Origin of the sequence: Klebsiella sp. MISC125 (assembly GCF_051131775.1) — a bacterium.
Lineage (GTDB): Bacteria > Pseudomonadota > Gammaproteobacteria > Enterobacterales > Enterobacteriaceae > Klebsiella.
On the sequence record NZ_CP180448.1, the window covers coordinates 5664947 to 5685888 of the forward strand.

Here is a 20942-nt window from a genome sequence, read left to right on the forward strand (position 1 = left end):
GTTATTCCCCCTGACGCTGGTAGTCGTTACGCTGCGCGTTGGCGCGGCGTTGGTCCATAATGTTGCCTCCCGTAGAGGTCTGAGCGTTACTGGCGCTGCTTGAGCTGGATGCAGGCGGCAGACGCAGCAGATCGCTTGCGCCACTGCTATCACTCTTTGCCGCTGGTGCGCCAGCACCTTTCAGCATCTGATCCAGAGGCAGAACCATCAGGTTGCTCCCCTTATCGTTAACCAGCACTTTGCGAGTATGGCTCAGTACTTTTTCCATGGTTTCGATATACAGACGCTCACGGGTAATTTCCGGAGCTGCTTTATATTCAGGCAGGATCTTCGCAAAGCGAGCAACCTCACCCTGGGCTTCGAGAACGGTCTGAGTTTTATACGCACGCGCTTCTTCAAGGATACGCTGTGCCTGACCATTCGCTCGCGGCTGAACTTCGTTGGTGTATGCTTCAGCTTCACGAATGTACTGTTGTTCGTTTTCACGCGCGGCAATCGCATCGTCAAACGCGGCTTTCACTTCTTCTGGCGGACGCGCTGTCTGGAAGTTAACGTCCAGCAGAGTAATCCCCATGTTGTACGGACGAATCGTCTCTTCCAGTTCGCGCTGGGTATCGCTACGAATCACGGTACGGCCTTCAGTCAGGATACGATCCATGGTGTATTTACCGATAACACCACGCAGAGCGCTGTCGGTGGCCTGACGCAGGCTATCATCTGCGCTGGTAACGCTAAACAGGTAACGTTCCGGATCGGTCACGCGATACTGCACGTTCATCTCGACGCGCACCACGTTTTCGTCAGAGGTCAACATGACGCCAGAAGCCGCCAGTTCACGTACTGATTCAACGTTAACCGCCTGAACGTTATCAACGAAAGTGGGTTTCCAGTTAAGGCCAGGCTCAACCAGATGGCTGAATTTACCAAAGCGTGTGACCACACCACGTTCAGCTTCCTTAATGGTATAGAAACCGCTGGCTGCCCAGATAATCACCGCAGCGGCGGCAACGATGCCGACGACACGTCCGCCCATTGGGCCACGAGGCCCCTGAGAGCCGCTACCGCCCCCCAGTCCACCTTTTCCGCCACCCAGACCGCCGAGTTTTTTACTTAGCTTACGGAAGATATCATCCAGATCGGGAGGTCCCTGCTCGCGACCACCTTTGTTGCCATTTCCCCCAGAGTTGCCGCCTTGGTTATTGCTGCTTCCCCACGGGTCGCGGTCCTGTCCGTTATTACCGGGCTGATTCCACGCCATGTATATGCTCCATATTTGTTTTTGATATCCCCACAGGGGTTAATATCTTCAGGCAAGCTGCAAGGTCAAATCACGTATTCAACCAGCGCTGGCTCTTGTTTACAAAGGCGACGCCAGTCAACGATCGGCATGCGTACCTGCAGACCAACGCTACCGTCATCCTCCATCCACTCTTTTTCTATCGCCTGAAGCTGATAAAACCGGCTTCTTAGTCGACCTTCCTGCGGTGGTAAACGCAGCGTGTGCTGAGCTACTTCACCGGAAAGCCGTTCCGTTAAAGCCTGAAAAAGGAGTGGTACGCCAACCCCGGTCTGGGCGGAGAGCCAGACCCGGATCGGTTTATTCTCTTCATCCCGGTCAATACGCGGCTCAAAATCGTCCAACATATCGATTTTGTTCATAATCAGCAGCACCGGGATCTCATCGGCCTCGATTTCGGCGAGGACCGTATTCACTGCATCAATATTTTCCTGCACGCGGACATCGGCCGCGTCAATGACGTGCAGCAGCAGCGTCGCCTGACGTGTCTCCTGCAGAGTTGCTTTAAACGCCGCGACCAAATCATGTGGCAGATGACGAATAAAGCCAACGGTGTCCGCCAGTACGGTTTCGCCAACATCAGTGACATCAATGCGGCGTAGCGTCGGGTCCAGGGTAGCGAACAGTTGGTTCGCGGCATAGACCTCGGCTTCGGTTATCTGGTTAAACAGCGTTGATTTACCGGCGTTGGTATAACCTACCAGCGACACGGTAGGAATATCGGCTTTGGCGCGTGACCGCCGTCCTTGCTCGCGTTGTTTTTCAACTTTTTCCAGTCGCGACAGGATCTGCATAATACGGTTACGCAGCAATCGGCGGTCGGTTTCGAGCTGGGTTTCACCCGGGCCACGTAAACCAATCCCGCCCTTCTGCCTTTCAAGGTGGGTCCAGCCACGGACAAGGCGAGTCGCCATATGCCGCAACTGTGCCAGCTCGACCTGCAGCTTCCCCTCGTGGGTGCGCGCTCGCTGGGCAAAAATATCTAAAATCAGTCCGGTACGATCGATAACCCGACATTCGCATAAGCGTTCAAGGTTTCGTTCCTGTGCCGGACTCAGGGCATGATCGAAGAGCACGACCAATGCACCGGTCGCTTTTACGGCTTCCGCAATTTCGACTGCTTTACCTTCACCAACAAAATACTTCGGGTGCGGTGCTTTACGGCTACCGGTAATCACCTGCATTGCTTCGACACCGGCGGAAGAGGCCAGAGTTTCAAACTCCTGGAGGTCTTCCATATCTTTGTCTTGCGAAAAATAGATGTGTACCAGTACCGCCTGCTCACCGGCATCATAACGGTCAAACAAGCGTAAACCCCTTATAAAATACCAGCGGGGAACGCAGAAAACCTGGCTCCCCGACGTGGAAAAACAGCATCAGCCTTATTCGGCGTCTTCGCTGTCTTGCTGCGACGCAGAAGAGCCTTGCGCGCTACCACCGTGGTGATAGTTACTTGTGCCGCCGCCAGCATTATTGCTGTGGTGAGACACCGGGCGAGACGGGACAACTGTAGAAATTGCGTGCTTATAGACCATCTGGCTGACCGTGTTTTTCAACAGGATCACGAACTGATCGAAAGACTCAATTTGCCCTTGCAGCTTAATACCATTCACCAAATAAATAGAAACCGGAACGCGTTCCCGACGCAAAGCGTTCAGGAACGGATCTTGTAAAGATTGCCCCTTAGCCATTCTCTCTTTTCCTTATATGTATGCTTGTTTTGTACTCAGAACCTTACGATTCTTAAAAAAATTACGCACGATAACCGTTCAATTGTACACGTTCAGTCCAGGCTAGCACCAACTACCTGTAATACTTTGTTGAACGCCTGTTCAGGTTGTTCACTATCTAACCAGTGGACACCTTCCCAACCGCGCAGCCAGGTGACCTGACGTTTAGCTAACTGTCTCGTGGCGCAAACACCTCGATAAACCATCTCATCATACGGGATCTCGCCATTAAGGTACGACCACATCTGGCGATATCCGACACAACGAATGGAAGGCATATCCGTATGCAAATCTCCCCGGGCAAATAGCGCCCGTACTTCTGCTTCAAAACCCGAAGCCAACATCTGATGAAAACGCTGTTCTATGCGTTGATGGAGCAGTTCACGGCTCGCCGGGGCGATGGCGAACTGATGCACCTTATACGGCAGAGCGTCACCTGACGTTTGCGTCAGTTCCGTTAAAGTTTTACCCGAAATGAAAAAAACTTCCAGTGCTCGGGAAAGTCTTTGCGGATCATTTGGATGAATACGCGCCGCGGCAACCGGATCAATCTCCTGTAATTGCTGGTGTAACGCGTTCCACCCTTGCTCTGCGGCTTGTTGCTCAATTCTGGCTCTGACTGCAGGATCCGCCGAAGGTAACGGCGATAATCCTTCCAACAACGCTTTGAAATACAACATTGTTCCGCCGACCAGCAGCGGAATACGCCCGGCAGCGACAATATCAGCCATCTCTGCCAACGCATCGCGACGAAAATCTGCCGCAGAATAAGCTTCAGCCGGATCAAGAATATCCAGCAGTCGATGCGGCGCAGCGCTTAGCTCTTGCGCATCCGGCTTAGCCGTACCGATATCCATTCCTCGATAGATGAGGGCTGAATCAACGCTAATCAACTCTACGGGCAAAACTTTACGTAAAGCGATAGCTAACGCGGTTTTACCGGAGGCCGTCGGGCCCATTAAAAATATTGCCTTAGGCAGGCTCGCCTCGGTTACATCACTCATCTTTCAGGGCATTCATCGCCGAATGTAAATCAACAGGTTGTAACAGACCACCCGGCGGCGCTTTAACCAGCTGCGGGCACAAACGTTCTATATCCGCCAGGACAGCAATCGCCTGCGCCATATTCCACTGCCCGTGCTCACTCGCCAGATTGCGCGCTATCCACTGGGCAATATTGTTGACGTCGAATGTTTTTTGCTGCGCCAGGTAGCCTATCAGTTCAGGAATCAAGATTTGTAAATTTTGTTGTCTTAAGGGTAAAGGCACCGCCCGAATCGTCACGTGCTGCGCATCAGATTGCAGCTCAATACCGACCTGCGTCAGCGCCGATTGCGCGTTATCCAGCGAGACTTTTTCCCCTTCAGACACTTTTAGCCGCAGCGGGATAAGCAGCGGCTGGGCGCAAACCGCTTCTACGCCGGGCGTCAGTTGCGCCTGACGCAGCCAACGTTCTGCGACCGGCAAAGCCAATAACGCTAACTTGCCATCGCGCTCTAGCAGCGCGCAGTCGCCATCAACAATCGTCAACACGCGACCAAAGCTTTGACTGTGTCCAGCCAATCCTTCTGTCACTGGTGTGGGTGATACTGGCTTTCGCTCCGGGACCGGAGTATCCAGCAGTTGGCGATACAGCGCACCCTGCTGTTTTTGATAGCCTGGCTGCGCATGGGGCCAACTTGCTCCACTAGCGGAACCCGAAGCGGTGGATTCTCGCGAGCCTCCCGCATTAAAGCGCGGCACGGCAGTCTCATCATGATATCGGGGAGGCGCCGCTTCACGCGCAACCGCCGGCTGGGCGAAATGGTTGCCGCCTGCCGCAATGCGGTTCTCCGGAACCTGGCGAGGTGCAGGTTCATCGCCCTCTTCTGCCAATGGCGCACTCAACTGCTGCTGAAGCACGCTCAGCACGCCTTGATAAATAAAATCATGAACCAGTCGCGACTGATGAAAACGAACTTCATGCTTGGCCGGATGAACATTCACATCCACCTGGTGCGGATCGATTTCCAGGTAAAGCACAAAAGCGGGCTGCTGATTGGCCCCCAGCTTATCTTCACAAGCCTGACGAATTGCATGATTAATCAGGCGGTCACGCATCATCCGTCCGTTGACGTAGCAATACTGAATTTCTGCCAGCGCCGGATTCGTATGCAGAGGATCGGCCACCCAGCCGCTAAGGGTAAGATCGCCGTGCTGCCACTCGATAGCCAGGGCATGTTCAAGAAACGGCGTACCGCAAATCGCCCCCAACCGCCGTTCACGCTGACCATCCTGTGACACGGCGCGATACTGGCGCACCGCTTTACCGTTGTGGCTGAGGTTAATCGTGACGTCGAAACGCGCCAGCGCGATGCGCCGCACGATCTCGTCGATATGATTAAACTCGGTTTTTTCGGTACGCATGAATTTGCGGCGAGCGGGGGTGTTATAAAACAGATCCAGTACTTCCAGCGTTGTTCCCACCGGGTGCGCCGCCGGTTTGACGGTAACGTCCTGATCGCGCCCTTCTGCGTAGGCCTGCCAGGCTTCTTGCTGCTCCTCAGTACGCGAGGTTAGCGTCAGGCGGGCGACAGAACTGATACTGGCTAAGGCTTCACCACGAAATCCGAGGCTGATTATCGCTTCCAGATCATCAAGCGAGGCGATTTTACTGGTGGCATGACGCGCCAGCGCCAACGCCAGTTCGTCTTTTTTAATCCCGCAGCCGTTGTCGCGGATGCGGATCAACTTCGCACCGCCGCGCTCAATATCAATATCAATACGCGTAGCCCCTGCATCGAGGCTATTTTCAACTAACTCTTTGACGACAGACGCCGGACGTTCCACCACTTCACCAGCGGCAATCTGGTTGGCGAGCTGCGGCGGTAGAACCTGAATCGGCATAGCCGTCTCCTTAATTTAACAACGTTCCGTCTGATGACCCCGCGCTGGCAGTCTGCGCCGCCGTCCCGCGCGGCGCTGATTGCAGCGGATGCTGCATAAAGTAGTTACGCAGACCATTATAAATCGCCTCGGCGACCTGCTGTTGAAAAGCATCACTACCCAGCAATCTCTCTTCGCCGGTATTGCTGATAAACCCGGTTTCGACAAGGATTGACGGGATATCCGGCGAGCGCAGAACGCCCAGGCTGGCATGCTCAGGGCGACGTTTATGCAAGTCGCCGATTCGCTGTAGCTGGCTCAACACATTAGTCGCCACATCATACCCGACGCGCTGAGAATGGCCGAACTGTAAATCCAGCACCGCCTGGCTCAGGTAAGGGTCCGACTGACTATTCGCCAGCACATCGCCCGCGCCGCCCAGCAACTCAGACTGTTTCTCATGCTGTTCGAGCCAGCCGGCCATTTCACTGTTGGCACGACGGTTGGAAAGCACCCAAACCGAGGCCCCGGTTGCATCACGGTTTGGCGCAGCGTCAGCATGAATCGATACGAGGAAGTTAGCATTTTGCTTACGCGCTACGTCTGAACGTCCCATAACGGAAATGAAATAATCGCCATCGCGCGTCAGTACCGGCTTGAACTGCGGATCGGCATTCAGCAACGTGCGAAGCTTACGGGCGATAGCAATGGTCACATTCTTCTCTTTTGTGCCATTCGGACCAATTGCTCCCGGGTCCTGACCGCCGTGACCGGCATCTATAGCGATAATCACTTTATCGTCGGTCGATACGGTGCGAGTCGCGGGACGCGTGATGGTACTTGTGCTTGTGCTGGTCACCGCAGTCAGCCGATCGTTATCGGCTTTAAACGGATTACGCGCCGGTTCACTCGGACGAGAAGGTTGCACAATGGGTTTCTCAACCTGTTTCACTACCACTGGCGGCGGAGGTGGTGGTGGAGGCGCATCAGCATTGATGGTAAACACCACGGTATAGTTAGAACCATTCTGTTGCTTCACCGCACGAGTTTTCCCATCGGCGGTCAGATCCACCAGCAGACGCAGCGACTGCGCGTCCTGCGGCGACCCGGAACGGATACTTTTCACCAGATTATTGCCGCTAAACTGCAGCGGTAGCCCCTGGAGCACGCCAGTCTGTTTTATATCCAGCGCCACGGTTCGCTTGCCCTGTGGGCTAAACGAATATTCAGGATCGCCGATAAAACTAATGGTAATGCGGGCCTGCTGATCTCCATTTGAGACCTGGATGTCGGATAAACTTGCCGCGGTGGCCTGAATGCTAAACAGCATCAGTGCAGCGGCCAGCCAACTGGTTATGCGATACATCATCCCGTCGTCCTTCAGGCTAATTAGCCAAACGCGCCAATAGAGACTCACCCAATGTGGAGACCGCCGTTACGCGCGCCTCCCGCCCTTGAGCCTGGTATTCAAGGTGAATTTCAACATCCGGGTCAGGCAGTACACCTGTGCCTTGTTGCGGCCATTCCACCAGGCAGATGGCATCATCGGTAAAATAATCGCGAATCCCCATAAATTCGAGCTCCTCAGGATCCGCAAGGCGATACAGGTCAAAGTGATAGACCATCAGATTATCGAGACTATAGGGTTCGACCAGCGTATAGGTTGGGCTTTTGACATTACCACGATGGCCAAGCGCATGAAGAAAGCCGCGGCTAAAGGTGGTTTTACCCGCACCTAAATCGCCATACAAATAGATAACCGTGGCGCCAGTACACGCCTGCGCTATGCGGTCGCCAAGGTTTAAAGTCGCCTGCTCGTCGGGTAAAGAAATCACTCGGTTAATCATGGTCTACGTCAATCACATCCGGGTTAACAACACGCCTGAGCGTGGAAAAAAGATCGGTCGCCAGCATTCCGCGAGTGCCATTTCTGGCGGCCAGACGATCGGCGGCTTCGCCATGAGCAACGCATCCAGCGCAGGCGGCATCATACGGCGTCAGGCGCTGGCCTAACAATGCGGCAATAATACCGGTCAGCACATCGCCCATTCCACCGCTGGCCATGCCGGCATTACCCACGTCGATAATGCCCATCTCGCCTGATTCGTTCGCGACTATCGTACCCGCGCCTTTCAGCACTACGACACCACCATAACGTTTTACCAGACGTTGTGCAGAATGTAAGCGATCGCTTTCAATTTCTGCCACACTCGTGTTCAGCAAACGGGCGGCTTCGCCGGGATGCGGCGTTAGCACGCGATTGTGACGTTTATCGGGATTGATTGCCAGCAGGTTCAGCGCATCCGCATCCCAGACCATCGGTTTACGAAAATTCTCCGTCTGGCGCAGCGCTTTTTTGCCCCACTCGCTCTGGCCCAGCCCTGGTCCAATCGCCACCACATCGGCCCATTGCAAGCTCTCTTCCAGCGACTGAGCCGTCAGCTCGTGGACCATCAACTCTGGTCTGGCGGTTAGAATGGGGACGATGTTGTCTTGGTGAGTTAACACTCGCACTAACCCCGCCCCCGCACGCAGAGATGCCTCGCCGGTCATACGGATGGCCCCCGCAGTACCCGGTTCACCGCCGATAATCACCAGCTTACCGTGATCGCCTTTATGTGATGTGGGGCGTCGCGGCGGTAGCCAGTCGGCGAGTTGCGAGGCATCAAAGCGGCGCAGTACGGTAGCCTGACCAGCTAACCAACCCTCCAGACCGAGCGCGTGGTGATGCAAGCGGCCGACAACATCGCGGGCCTTACCGGTCAACAACCCAGGTTTAAGTGCGATAAAGATGATGGTGTGCGCAGCGTTGATAACGGCTCCCGGCGTCGCGCCCGTCTGCGCGTTTAGCCCGGATGGGATATCCAGCGCCATAACCGGTGCCGAATGTGCGTTTGTATGGTCGATAATCTCCGCGATGTCTTGTCGTGGAGCGCTATGCAACCCGGTACCCAGCAGGGCATCAATAATTAAAGTGATATTTTCCGGCCAGGGAATGTTAGCGGCATGAATCATACCGCCCGCACTGAGCCACTCTTCGCGCGCGGCGCTAGCCTCTTCCGGCAACGGTTTCTCGCTCTCCAGCGCCAGCAGCGTTACTTGAATCCCTTGCGCCTGCGCCAGGCGAGCCACCACATAGCCATCACCGCCGTTATTACCGTGACCGCAAAGAATCAGCCAGTGCTGACTATCAGGATATTGTGCACGAGCGAGTTGGAAAGCCGCTTCACCCGCGCGACGCATCAGTTCAAACAGCGTGAGCCCTAAACTATCTGCCGCTTCTTTTTCCGCCAGCCGTAGCGCATCCGCAGGCCAGATGATGTGTGGTATACTGTCAGCGTTTTTCGTCATCAGATGGTCCATCATGTCACAGCCCCTCGATCTCAATCAGTTAGCGCAACAAATCAAACAATGGGGCAAAGAATTAGGGTTCCAGCAGGTTGGCATCACCGATACCGATCTCAGCGCCAGCGAACCTAAACTGCAGGCCTGGCTGGATAAACAATACCATGGCGAAATGGAATGGATGGCGCGCCATGGCATGATGCGCGCGCGCCCTCATGAACTCCAGCCCGGTACGTTACGCGTGATTAGCGTACGGATGAACTATCTGCCTGCTAACGCCGCTTTCGCCCGTACCCTGAAAGATCCCTCCCTGGGTTACGTTAGCCGTTATGCCCTCGGGCGGGATTATCATAAGCTGTTACGTAACCGCCTTAAAAAACTCGGTGAGATGATTCAGGGACAGTGTGCTTCGCTCAATTTTAGACCGTTTGTCGATTCCGCGCCGATTCTTGAACGTCCTTTAGCTGAAAAAGCCGGACTTGGCTGGACAGGTAAGCACTCACTTATCCTCAGTCGCGACGCCGGCTCGTTCTTTTTCCTTGGCGAACTGCTCGTCGACCTCCCTTTACCTGTCGATCGCCCCGTCGAAGAAGAGTGCGGTCGCTGCGTCGCCTGTATGACTATCTGCCCAACCGGTGCGATCGTTGAGCCTTATACCGTGGATGCCCGCCGCTGTATCTCCTACCTGACCATAGAACTGGAAGGCGCAATCCCGGAAGAGTTTCGTCCACTTATTGGAAACCGCATCTACGGCTGCGATGACTGCCAGCTAATTTGTCCGTGGAATCGCTTCGCACAGCTAACCAATGAAGAAGACTTCAGCCCGCGTAAAGCGTTGCATGCCCCGGCGTTACTGGAACTATTCACCTGGAGTGAACCTTATTTTTTGAAAGTGACGGAAGGATCGGCCATTCGGCGTATTGGTCATCTGCGCTGGCTGCGTAATATCGCCGTCGCATTAGGCAATGCCCCCTGGAATGAAGCCAATCTGAAGACTCTGGAAAGTCGCCGAGGTGAGCACCCACTTCTCGATGAGCACATTGAATGGGCGATTGCGCAGCAAATTGAGAAGCGAAATAGCAACGTGGTTGAGGTGCAGTTGCCGAAGAAACTACGGCTGGTCAGGGTAGTTGAGAAAGGGTTACCACGAGATGCCTGATTCATTCACAGGGTGTGAATAAAAATAAAAACACATTGCGTTTCAACGTGCAGTCGTTCGTCAAGTGATCGAATTAACACTTTGAAATGAAATTTTATTCTTATATTTCAACAAAATAAGAAGATACTATTTATATAACGAAGTATTTTCCCGACTAATGGCAAAAGATTAACCTGTGGATAACTCTGTTCACAGTATTTTCCTGGGTACAACGAAAATCATCCCCGGCGCGATTTTGCGCTGTGGATAAAATGAGTATCGGAAGAAATTTTTGGAGCGGGAAACGAGACTCGAACTCGCGACCCCGACCTTGGCAAGGTCGTGCTCTACCAACTGAGCTATTCCCGCTTGGGTGTGGTGACTTTCAAATTTTGGAGCGGGAAACGAGACTCGAACTCGCGACCCCGACCTTGGCAAGGTCGTGCTCTACCAACTGAGCTATTCCCGCTTAGGATGGTACTTTTCAAATTTTTGGAGCGGGAAACGAGACTCGAACTCGCGACCCCGACCTTGGCAAGGTCGTGCTCTACCAACTGAGCTATTCCCGCATACTTCTGGCCATATTTCTATGGCGTCGTGATTTGCATTTCTGCTTCGTCACGGGAGGCGCATTATACGAGAATTCGATTTACCTGCAACCCCCCTGAGAGCAATTTTTTTTGTTTTTGATTCAAGTGACCACTTTATCACCAGACATACTCTTAAATTGCCTAAATAACCATCACATGCGGCAAAATAGCTTTTTCCAGCCCCACTAAAGGCGCAAAATCGTTCCCGTTTATGGGCAGACATCGCCCGCTGACGGTCAACAACGATGACAACCAGGGAAATAAAATGAAAAAAGCGCTTACCGTCCTGCTGCTGACTACGCTTGCCGCAGGAACAGCATCGGCAACAACGCTACATTTTGGGACAACCACGGCCAATGCGCCGTATGAAACCGTCAACAGTAAAAATCAGCCTGCGGGTTTTGATATCGACCTGGCCAATGCGCTCTGCAAGCAGATGCAAGTCGAATGTAAATTTACCCCCCAAAGCTTCGATACGCTCATCCCGGCGTTGCGATTTAAAAAGTTCGACGCCGTTATCGCTGGCGTCGAAGTGATTCCGATGCGAGAAAAACAGGTCGCTTTTACTCATCCCTATCGACAAGAGCTCTCTGGCGTCGTGGTGACAGCCAAAGATGCGGCCCACACCTTTGCCGATCTAAAAGATAAAAAGCTCGGCGTCGTGAAAGGTACAATTCACCAGCACTATCTGCGGGATAAGCAAAAAGCGGTGCACGCCATTGCGTATGAAAGCGACGAAAGCGCCTTAAACGCGCTGAAAGAAGGCGCTATTAGCGGAGTAATCGGCGACCAGGAAACGCTGACTAAATGGCAGCAGGATAACCCTGATTACGGCATCATGGATGAACGCGCAACGGATCCCGCCTACTACGGCAAGCAGTTCGCCATTGCAGTGCGCAAAGATGACCCGGAGCTGCTGAATAACCTCAATGCCGCACTGGACGTCGTCAAAGCGTCGCCAGAATTCCTGGAAATGGAGCAGAAGTGGTTTAAATAGCAGAAAGTATTGCCGGGGCGTTTCTGGCCCCGGCACAGATATCAGAGCTGAATGAAGTGCTCGCGGTAGTAAGCCAGTTCCGCCACCGACTCACGGATATCGTCCATCGCCTGATGGGTCCCTTGCTTCTTAAAGCCGTCAAGAATTTCCGGTTTCCAGCGACGCGCCAGCTCTTTTAGCGTGCTGACGTCCAGATAACGATAGTGGAAGTAAGCTTCCAGTTCCGGCATATATTTAAATAAAAAGCGACGATCCTGGCCGATGCTGTTACCGCAAATCGGTGATTTACCCGCAGGCACCCACTGTTTGAGGAATTCGATAGTCGCCAGCTCCGCTTCACGATCGCCCTCAGTGCTCGCTTTCACGCGCTCCACCAGCCCGCTACCGGTATGGGTGCGTACGTTCCACTCATCCATCAGCGCCAGCTGCGCATCAGACTGATGCACTGCGATCGTCGGCCCTTCCGCCAGGATGTTCAGGTTCGCGTCGGTCACCAGGGTGGCGATTTCAATGATGCGATCGCGCTCCGGATCCAGTCCCGTCATTTCAAGATCGATCCAAATCAGGTTGTTTTCATCTGCACTCATGTTATTTTCCACCCTTCTTACGTAACTATATTGATCTAAAATAGCGTGTATCATAGAGGTTTTGCCCACACAGGGCGACCAGGAGCCAGTTCGATTGAGTAAAAATAAACTCTCCAAAGGCCAAGAGCGCCGCGTGAAGGCCAACCACCAGCGCCGCCTGAAAACGACTTCGGAGAAGGCCGATTTTGATGACAATTTGTTCGGCGAGAAATCCGAAGGTATCGTCATTAGCCGCTTTGGTATGCATGCCGATGTCGAATCCGCCGACGGTAGCGTCCATCGCTGCAATATTCGTCGCACCATCCGTTCGCTGGTCACTGGCGATCGCGTCGTCTGGCGTCCAGGCAAAAGCGCAGCTGCAGGGGTTAACGTTAAAGGTATCGTTGAAGCGGTGCATGAACGAACCTCAGTGCTGACGCGCCCGGATTTCTACGACGGTGTGAAACCCATCGCCGCCAATATCGATCAGATAGTCATTGTTTCAGCAATTTTGCCTGAGCTATCACCGAATATTATCGACCGTTATCTCGTCGCCTGCGAAACGCTGAACGTTGAGCCGCTGATTGTGCTCAATAAGACCGATCTGCTGGATGAAGACGCCATGGCCTTTGTCAACGAGAAAATGGATGTTTACCGCAAGATAGGTTACCGCGTACTGATGGTCTCCAGCCGTACTCAGGATGGTCTGAAGCCGCTTGAAGAAGCGCTCACTGACCGAATCAGCATCTTTGCCGGGCAGTCCGGGGTGGGTAAATCCAGTTTACTGAATGCTCTCCTGGGCCTGCAGGAAGAAATTCTCACCAATGACGTCTCTGACAACTCAGGGCTGGGCCAGCACACCACCACTGCCGCGCGCCTTTATCACTTCCCGCACGGCGGCGATGTGATTGACTCCCCGGGCGTACGCGAGTTCGGCCTGTGGCATCTCGACGCGGAACAAATCACCCACGGCTTTGTCGAATTCCATGACTATTTAGGCCGCTGCAAATATCGCGACTGCAAACACGATACCGACCCAGGCTGCGCAATTCGCGAAGCGGTAGAGAATGGCGCAATTGCAGAGAGCCGGTTTGAAAACTATCACCGCATTCTGGAAAGCATGGCGCAGGTACAGGTAAAAACGCGTAAAAGCTTTTCATCAACCGATGACTGACATTTAAGCTGAGCATCGTTAGAATCGCCCCCTTTTTTCAGACCCTCGCTAATGCGGGTGGTCAGGAACGATAAATAATGGCCTGGAGGCTACCTTGTTAAACGATCTTAAACTTTCACTGCAATACATTCTGCCTAAACTGTGGCTCACCCGCCTCGCAGGCTGGGGTGCACGCAAGCGAGCAGGTTGGCTGACAAAACTGGTCATCGATCTGTTCGTGAAATACTACAAGGTCGATATGAAAGAGGCGCAAAAGCCTGATACCGCCAGCTACCGCACCTTTAACGACTTCTTCGTTCGCCCGCTGCGCGATGACGTGCGCCCATTAAACACCGACCCGAGCGTGCTGGTGATGCCTGCTGATGGCGTAATCAGCCAGTTAGGCGCTATTGAAGAAGATAAAATTCTGCAGGCCAAAGGCCACAACTACAGTCTTGAAGCTCTGTTGGCCGGTAACTATCAGATGGCTGCCCTGTTCCGTAACGGGAGCTTTGTCACCACTTATCTTTCACCGCGCGACTACCACCGCGTTCACATGCCGTGTAACGGTATTCTGCGCGAGATGATCTATGTGCCAGGCGATCTGTTCTCAGTAAACCATCTGACCGCGCAAAACGTGCCAAATCTTTTTGCCCGCAACGAGCGCGTTATCTGTCTGTTTGACACTGAGTTTGGGCCAATGGCGCAAATTCTGGTGGGTGCCACTATCGTCGGCAGTATCGAAACCGTCTGGTCCGGGACCGTGACTCCGCCCCGCGAAGGTATCATCAAACGCTGGACCTGGCCTGCCGGTGACAACGAAGGGTCTGTCGCGCTGCTTAAAGGCCAGGAGATGGGTCGCTTCAAGCTTGGCTCCACGGTGATTAACCTGTTTGCCCCAGGCCAGGTGAAGCTGGTTGAGCAATTGCAAAGCCTGTCGGTGACCAAAATTGGCCAGCCGCTGGCGATCGCGCCTGAAGCCGTCGCTCCCGTTGAGCCTGCACCGCCGTCGGAAGAAGAAGTCCGCGCCGAACACGCAGCCAGCCCGCTGGTTAGCGATAAACAAGACGAAGGTTAATTCCTGAGAGAAAAAGGTTACACCGTGCGCCTGATATACACTTTCCTGTTGGCCTTGAGCCTCAGTTTTGGGGCGTACGCAGCAACCGCCCCGGATGCAAAACAGATAGCGCAGGAACTGGAGCAGGCGAAGGCGGCAAAACCCGCCCAGCCTGAAACCGTTGAGGTTCTGCAATCTGCCCTGAACGCGCTTGAGGAACGTAATGCCTCCCTTGAGCGCGCTCGTCAGTACCAGGACGTTATCGATAACTTCCCCAAGCTGTCGCAAAACCTGCGCGCGCAGCTCAATAATCTGAGCGATGAGCCGCGCGAGGTTTCAACCACCCTCTCCTCTGATGCCCTGAACCAGGAGATTCTCCAGGTCAGCAGTCAGCTACTGGAAGCCAGTCGTAAGGCGCAGCAGGAGCAGGATCGCGCCCGTGATATCGCCGATTCACTCAACCAGTTACCGCAGCAGCAGACCGACGCCCGCCGTCAGTTAAACGATGTTGAACGTCGGGTTGGTGCGCAAAACAGCAATACGCCGCTGGCGCAGGCGCAGAATCTCGGACTACAAGCGGAATCTGCACGTCTGAAAGCGCTGGTTGATGAACTGGACCTGGCGCAGCTTTCCGCAAATAACCGCCAGGAGCTTTCGCGCATGCGCTCCGAACTGGCGCAGAAACAGAGTGAACAGCTCGACGCCTGGCTACAGGCGCTACGCAACCAGCTTAACAACCAACGGCAGCGCGAAGCGGAAAAAGCGCTGGAAAGCACCGAACTGCTGGCGGAAAACAGCGAAAACCTGCCGCCGGATATCGTGACCCAATTCAAGGTTAACCGCGAGCTTTCGCAGGCGTTGAATCAGCAGGCCCAGCGCATGGATCTGATCGCCTCGCAGCAGCGTCAGGCCACCAATCAAACCCTGCAGGTGCGCCAGGCGTTGAACACCCTGCGCGAGCAGTCTCAATGGCTGGGTTCTTCTAATTTGCTCGGTGAAGCTTTGCGTGCCCAGGTTGCACGCCTGCCGGAAATACCGCGCCCGCAACAGTTAGATACGGAAATGGCGCAACTGCGCGTGCAGCGCTTACGCTATGAAGATCAGCTCGGTAAACAGCCGCAGTTGAAGCAGATTCGTCAGGTGGACGGTGAACCGCTAACCAACGAGCAAAACCGCATTCTGCAAGCCCAGATGCGTACGCAAACTGAGCTGCTTAACTCATTGCTGCGCGGCGGTGATACGCTCATGCTCGAACTAACCAAGCTGAAAGTGGCTAACGGTCAGCTAGAGGATGCGCTTAAAGAGATAAACGAAGCCACCCATCGCTATCTGTTCTGGACCTCCGACGTCAGCCCGATTGGTTTTTCATGGCCGCTGGAGATAGTTCAGGATTTACGCCGCCTGATCTCACTCGACACCATGAGCCAGCTCGGCAAAGCCAGCATGATGATGCTGACCAGCAAAGAGACGATACTGCCGCTGTTCGGCGCGCTCATTCTGGTCGGGTTCAGTATCAGCTCACGCCGTCACTTCACTAGCTTCCTTGAGCGCTCCAGCGCGCGGGTCGGCAAGGTCACACAGGACCATTTCTGGCTCACGCTGCGCACGGTTTTCTGGTCGATACTGGTGGCCTCGCCGCTGCCGGTACTGTGGATGACGCTGGGCTACGGCCTGCAGGCGGCCTGGCCTTTCCCGCTGGCGGTAGCTATTGGCGATAGCGTCACCGCTACGGTACCGTTGCTGTGGGTGGTGATGATTTGCGCCACCTTCGCCCGCCCAAACGGCCTGTTTATCGCCCACTTCGGCTGGCCGCGCAGCCGCGTCAGCAAAGCAATGCGCTACTACCTGATGAGCATCGGATTGATTGTGCCGCTGATTATGGCGCTCATCACCTTTGATAACCTCAACGATCGCGAGTTTTCCGCCTCTCTCGGCCGCCTCTGCTTTATGCTGATTTGCGGCGCACTGGCAATGGTCACCCTGAGCCTGAAACGCGCCGGAATACCGCTGTATCTCGACAAAGAAGGCAGCGGCGACAATATGGTGAACCGGCTGCTATGGAATATGCTGCTCGGCGCGCCGCTGATCGCGATGCTGGCGGCTGCGGTTGGCTATCTCGCTACCTCACAGGCGCTACTCGCCAGGCTGGAAACTTCGGTCGCTATTTGGTTCCTGTTGTTGGTGGTTTATCACATCATCCGCCGCTGGATGCTGATTCAGCGCCGCCGCCTGGCGTTCGATCGCGCGAAGCATCGACGGGCGGAGATCCTCGCCCAACGTGCCCGTGGCGAAGAAGAAGTGCAGCACACCAGCAGCCCGGAAGGCTCAATGGAAGCCGAGGTCAGCGAAATCGATCTCGACGCCATCAGTACCCAGTCTTTACGCCTGGTACGCTCCCTGCTGATGCTGATCGCACTGGTGTCGGTCATCGTACTATGGTCAGAAATCCACTCCGCATTCGGTTTCCTGGAAAATATCTCTCTGTGGGATGTCACCTCTACGGTGCAGGGTGTTGAGAGCCTGGAGCCGATTACCCTCGGTGCGGTGCTTATTGCCATCCTGGTGCTGATTATCACCACGCAGCTGGTGCGTAACCTGCCCGCATTACTGGAGCTGGCAATTCTTCAGCATCTGGAACTGACGCCGGGTACCGGTTACGCCATCACCACTATTACCAAGTATCTGCTGATGCTGATTGGCGGCCTGGTCGGCTTCTCGATGATTGGGATTGAGTGGTCGAAGCTACAGTGGCTCATCGCCGCCCTCGGTGTCGGCCTCGGTTTTGGCTTACAAGAGATTTTCGCCAACTTTATCTCCGGCCTGATTATCCTGTTCGAAAAACCGATACGTATTGGCGATACGGTGACTATCCGCGATCTCACAGGGAGCGTGACGCGCATTAATACCCGCGCCACCACTATCAGCGACTGGGACCGCAAAGAGATTATTGTGCCGAACAAGGCGTTCATTACCGAACAGTTCATCAACTGGTCGCTGTCGGATTCGGTCACGCGCGTGGTGTTAACCGTTCCCGCGCCGGTGGATGCTAATACTGAAGAGGTCGCGCAGATTCTGTTGACCGCTGCGCACCGCTGCTCGTTAGTCATCGACACCCCTGCACCGGAAGCCTTCCTGGTTGACCTACAGCAGGGGATCCAGATTTTCGAGCTGCGTATTTTCGCCGCCGAAATGGGCCACCGCATGCCGTTGCGCCACGAGATGCACCAGCTGATTCTGGCGGGCTTCCGCGAACATGGTATCGACATGCCGTTCCCACCGTTCCAGATGCGTCTGGAAAGTATCGATGGCAGAAAGAGCAGCAGAGCGCTGACATCAGCAGGGAAATCCAGCCGCGCGCCTGGCGGTCTGTAAGAATGGCCTTGCCCGGCAAAGGGCAAGGCCAGCGCTTTAGCCTTCGGAAACCACAAACAATACCGCCGTACGTCGGCGGTAATTCTCATAAATCCCCAGCGCCAGCAGCGAAAAGAAAATCGGCCCGCCGACCATCCACAGCGCGCTGCTCCAGTCCCCTGCGTCCATCACCGGTTGAATCACGGTAAAGATATTCGCAAAAGCCACCACCAGCACGACAACAGCAGTCGCCAGCAGCGTCGATAGCCGATTTTTGAAAATCACAAAGGGGCGATCGAGATTCTGTTTAGCTTTAAAGAACGGAAACGCCAGCGTTAAAAACAGGTACGGCAGGGTCATTGAGACGTTCGCCATCAGCGTCAGTTTGTTATAAAACGCCGATGCGGTATCACCGCCGAAGGAAACCAGCAGAATAAACACGCTCACCAACAGGCACTGCCACCACATGGCATTAGCAGGCATCCCGTTAGCGTTAATCCGCGTCATCGATGAGGGCCAAAGCGCTTTTGGCGTGCCCTGAATAATCGCTTTCAGCGGTGAGTAGCTCAGGGTAAAGAAAGCGCCGGTATAGGCGAGGAACATCGACAGGCCGGTAATTCTGGCAAACCACAAGCCGGTCGCCGCAGCGATGGCAGGCGGCAAATGCATCGCATTGCCCAGCGTCGCGCCAAGGCTGGTCATCAACACGTAGGTGATATTACCAAGGTTAGTCGAGCGGTTGCTCAGCACCTGCTGCCAGTTGGCGCTTACGCCCCACAGCACAATCGCCAGCGAATAGCCGATAGAAATAACAATCGCGGCAATAATAATCCCTTTGGCAAAATTCTTTTCCGGCTTCTCGGTTTTATCCACCAGACCGCCAACCGCCTCAATACCGCCGTAGGCGAATATGGCAAAAACCACGAACGACAACATCGCCAGTCCAGATTGATATCCCGGATTTGGCGACACCGTAAAATCCAGCGGTTGGGCAAAATGGCCGCCATTAAGCAGCAAAATAGCCGCACTCACCAGCAACAGCACCAAATTAAGGCCCATCACCGCAATCCCGCCGACGGCGGTAATTTTAGCGATTTTATTAATTCCCTTTACCGCGACAAAAGTCACCAACAGCATCCAGCACGCGGCAAGAATACCGACCGTTTGCGTGGAAGTAAGTCCGGCAATGGTCCAGGACTGCGTTTTATCGGCGCCGAATAAGAAAGTGGAAAACGGCACCCAGATTTTAGCCGCCGTACTAACCATCCAGACCACATAAGAGGAAAACCACATGAAGGTGCCGATAAACGCAAAACGCGGCCCGACGCTATGGTTCATCCATGAATAAATCCCGCCCTCTTCTTTGCGATAGGTCGACCCCATCTCGGCCATCATCAGCGCGAAAGGAATAAAGAAAAATAATGCGGAGAAAAGGTAAAACGGCATCGCGCTATAGCCCATCAGGTAGAACGCGGAAGGACTATTTGCGAAACCGAATACGGAGGTGAAGATCATTAATATCAGCCCGATCAGGCTCATCTTCTTAATTTGCTGGTGCATAAATCTATCCAAATGCGGGCATCACAGGCAGGAACGCCAGGCCACAAAAAATTGAGCGCGGATAGTAGCAAAAGACCAAATCATTATTGTGGGTATAAGGGCTAAATGCCGGCTTCCCTCTTCATGGCGAAAAGGGAAGCGCAGGGGATAATCAGGCGCGGTCGACAGTAAAGGAGATAACGTCGCCGATGCTTTCAGCACCCAGCGCCAACATCACTACGCGGTCAACACCCAGCGCGACGCCTGAGCAATCTGGCAGTCCTGCCTCCAGGGCAGCCAGCAGGTTGCGATCGATCGGCTGCTGTGGCAAGCCACGAGCCGCACGCTTACGGTTATCCTGCTCAAAACGCTGTTGTTGTTCGCGCGCGTCCGTCAGTTCGTGAAAGCCGTTTGCCAGCTCTATGCCCTTGTAATAGACCTCAAAACGCTCCGCCACGCGGTGATCTTCGGTGCTAATTTGCGCCAACGAGGCCTGGCTTGCCGGGAAGTGATAGATAAAGGTCGGACGATCTTTACCAATATGCGGCTCAACGCCCATGACAAAGAGCAGTTGGAGCAGCGTGTCTCTGTCTTCTTCGGTATCAGCAATATTGCTCAGATCCAGCTTCGCCGCCACTTCACGCAGTTGCGTTTTATCCGCCGACAGTGGGTCGATTTCCAGGTGACGCTGGAAAGCTTGTTGATAAGAAAGGCTCTCCGCCGGCTGGCAGTCCAGCACCTGCTGCAACAGATCGTCGACTTCGTTAATCAACCGGTACATGTCATAGCATGGACGATACCACTCCAACATCGTGAATTCAGGATTATGGTGACGCCCCATCTCTTCATTGCGGAAGCTACGGCATAACTGAAACACCGGGCCGCAGCCGGCCGCCAGCAGGCGCTTCATGTGGTATTCCGGGCTGGTCATCAGATACAGGTTCAGTCCCTGAGAATGCCCCGGTCCTACGAAACGCGTTTCAAACGGGACCATATGGATATCCGTCACCGTCGCCTGACTCATGCAGGGCGTCTCCACCTCCAACACGCCGCGGTCGGTAAAGAAACGACGAATTGCCGTCATCACCGCTGCACGTTTTAACAGATTTGGAATGGACGCGCTCGGCTGCCAGGTTGCCGTTTCGCTCATGGTACTTTCTCCGATTTGAAACAAGGGCACGAAGTCTACTCGTAACTGGCAGGTGAAACAAATTTTGTGCGAATTCGCGAATCCATTACATATCGTTATATTTGTCGTTAACCGCAACGCATAAAAGAAATGAATAAACCGCCGCACAGATCGATAAAAAAATC

16 protein-coding genes and 3 tRNA genes are annotated in these 20942 nt (G+C 54.2%); 5 read left to right on the forward strand and 14 right to left on the reverse strand.

The genetic code is table 11. The features are described from left to right. Position 1: 1 nt before the first annotated feature. The 8 genes from hflK to nnr form a co-directional block, all read right to left on the reverse strand. Entirely contained in the window at positions 2-1258 is a 1257-nt protein-coding gene (gene hflK, locus ACMYSL_RS26505; protein WP_182235728.1) for an FtsH protease activity modulator HflK, read from the reverse strand. A 65-nt stretch (positions 1259-1323) separates the two neighbouring features. Continuing rightward, a complete protein-coding gene (gene hflX / locus ACMYSL_RS26510; protein ID WP_434660504.1) occupies positions 1324-2604 on the reverse strand; it encodes a ribosome rescue GTPase HflX in 1281 nt (426 codons plus the stop codon). Positions 2605-2679: 75 nt separating this feature from the next. Beyond that, the gene (gene hfq / locus ACMYSL_RS26515) at positions 2680-2988 is read right to left on the reverse strand and encodes an RNA chaperone Hfq (RefSeq protein WP_110274473.1); all 309 of its coding nucleotides are present in this window, start codon (positions 2986-2988) and stop codon (positions 2680-2682) included. Between the two features lie 92 nt (positions 2989-3080). Further along, on the reverse strand, positions 3081-4031 hold the full coding sequence (miaA, locus tag ACMYSL_RS26520; RefSeq protein WP_112216209.1) for a tRNA (adenosine(37)-N6)-dimethylallyltransferase MiaA: 951 nt from the start codon (positions 4029-4031) through the stop codon (positions 3081-3083). Beyond that, entirely contained in the window at positions 4024-5913 is a 1890-nt protein-coding gene (gene mutL, locus ACMYSL_RS26525) for a DNA mismatch repair endonuclease MutL (RefSeq protein ID WP_434660506.1), read from the reverse strand. Before mutL ends, miaA begins: the two co-directional genes overlap by 8 nt. Positions 5914-5923: 10 nt before the next feature. Continuing rightward, positions 5924-7261: an N-acetylmuramoyl-L-alanine amidase AmiB gene (gene amiB, locus ACMYSL_RS26530; RefSeq protein ID WP_434660507.1), complete on the reverse strand. Its 1338-nt coding sequence runs from the start codon at positions 7259-7261 to the stop codon at positions 5924-5926. Positions 7262-7277: 16 nt separating this feature from the next. After that, positions 7278-7739 carry a tRNA (adenosine(37)-N6)-threonylcarbamoyltransferase complex ATPase subunit type 1 TsaE gene (gene tsaE, locus ACMYSL_RS26535; protein WP_112216212.1) on the reverse strand — a complete coding sequence of 154 codons (462 nt, stop codon included), beginning with the start codon at positions 7737-7739 and terminating at the stop codon, positions 7278-7280. Next, positions 7732-9243, reverse strand: coding sequence for a bifunctional ADP-dependent NAD(P)H-hydrate dehydratase/NAD(P)H-hydrate epimerase (nnr, locus tag ACMYSL_RS26540; RefSeq protein WP_434664279.1), 1512 nt, complete (start codon positions 9241-9243; stop codon positions 7732-7734). Before nnr ends, tsaE begins: the two co-directional genes overlap by 8 nt. Positions 9244-9256: 13 nt before the next feature. On the opposite strand from nnr, the gene queG reads away from it, so the two are divergent. Beyond that, a complete protein-coding gene (gene queG, locus ACMYSL_RS26545; RefSeq protein WP_434660508.1) occupies positions 9257-10396 on the forward strand; it encodes a tRNA epoxyqueuosine(34) reductase QueG in 1140 nt (379 codons plus the stop codon). A 272-nt stretch (positions 10397-10668) separates the two neighbouring features. On the opposite strand, the gene ACMYSL_RS26550 is transcribed toward queG, so the two are convergent. The 3 genes from ACMYSL_RS26550 to ACMYSL_RS26560 form a co-directional block, all read right to left on the reverse strand. Continuing rightward, a tRNA-Gly gene (locus ACMYSL_RS26550) sits at positions 10669-10744 on the reverse strand. Positions 10745-10768: 24 nt separating this feature from the next. Beyond that, positions 10769-10844 (reverse strand) — tRNA-Gly (locus ACMYSL_RS26555). A gap of 24 nt (positions 10845-10868) precedes the next feature. Beyond that, positions 10869-10944 (reverse strand) — tRNA-Gly (locus ACMYSL_RS26560). A 286-nt stretch (positions 10945-11230) separates the two neighbouring features. Here ACMYSL_RS26560 and ACMYSL_RS26565 point away from each other — a divergent pair. Then, positions 11231-11962: a transporter substrate-binding domain-containing protein gene (locus ACMYSL_RS26565; protein WP_304255318.1), complete on the forward strand. Its 732-nt coding sequence runs from the start codon at positions 11231-11233 to the stop codon at positions 11960-11962. A 41-nt stretch (positions 11963-12003) separates the two neighbouring features. On the opposite strand, the gene orn is transcribed toward ACMYSL_RS26565, so the two are convergent. Then, on the reverse strand, positions 12004-12549 hold the full coding sequence (orn, locus tag ACMYSL_RS26570) for an oligoribonuclease (RefSeq protein ID WP_112216216.1): 546 nt from the start codon (positions 12547-12549) through the stop codon (positions 12004-12006). Between the two features lie 94 nt (positions 12550-12643). On the opposite strand from orn, the gene rsgA reads away from it, so the two are divergent. The 3 genes from rsgA (at position 12644) to mscM (ending at position 18110) form a co-directional block, all read left to right on the forward strand. Then, complete coding sequence (gene rsgA / locus ACMYSL_RS26575; RefSeq protein ID WP_434660510.1) at positions 12644-13702, forward strand: small ribosomal subunit biogenesis GTPase RsgA; 1059 nt, start codon at positions 12644-12646, stop codon at positions 13700-13702. A gap of 94 nt (positions 13703-13796) precedes the next feature. After that, positions 13797-14759, forward strand: a complete 963-nt coding sequence (gene asd, locus ACMYSL_RS26580) for an archaetidylserine decarboxylase (RefSeq protein WP_434660511.1) — start codon at positions 13797-13799, stop codon at positions 14757-14759. Positions 14760-14783: 24 nt separating this feature from the next. Beyond that, a complete protein-coding gene (gene mscM, locus ACMYSL_RS26585; RefSeq protein WP_112216218.1) occupies positions 14784-18110 on the forward strand; it encodes a miniconductance mechanosensitive channel MscM in 3327 nt (1108 codons plus the stop codon). Positions 18111-18146: 36 nt separating this feature from the next. On the opposite strand, the gene yjeM is transcribed toward mscM, so the two are convergent. Both yjeM and epmA read right to left on the reverse strand, forming a co-directional pair. Further along, the gene (yjeM, locus tag ACMYSL_RS26590; RefSeq protein ID WP_434660512.1) at positions 18147-19649 is read right to left on the reverse strand and encodes a glutamate/gamma-aminobutyrate family transporter YjeM; all 1503 of its coding nucleotides are present in this window, start codon (positions 19647-19649) and stop codon (positions 18147-18149) included. 151 nt (positions 19650-19800) lie between these two features. After that, entirely contained in the window at positions 19801-20778 is a 978-nt protein-coding gene (gene epmA / locus ACMYSL_RS26595) for an elongation factor P--(R)-beta-lysine ligase (protein WP_142514463.1), read from the reverse strand. Between the last annotated feature and the right edge of the window lie 164 nt (positions 20779-20942).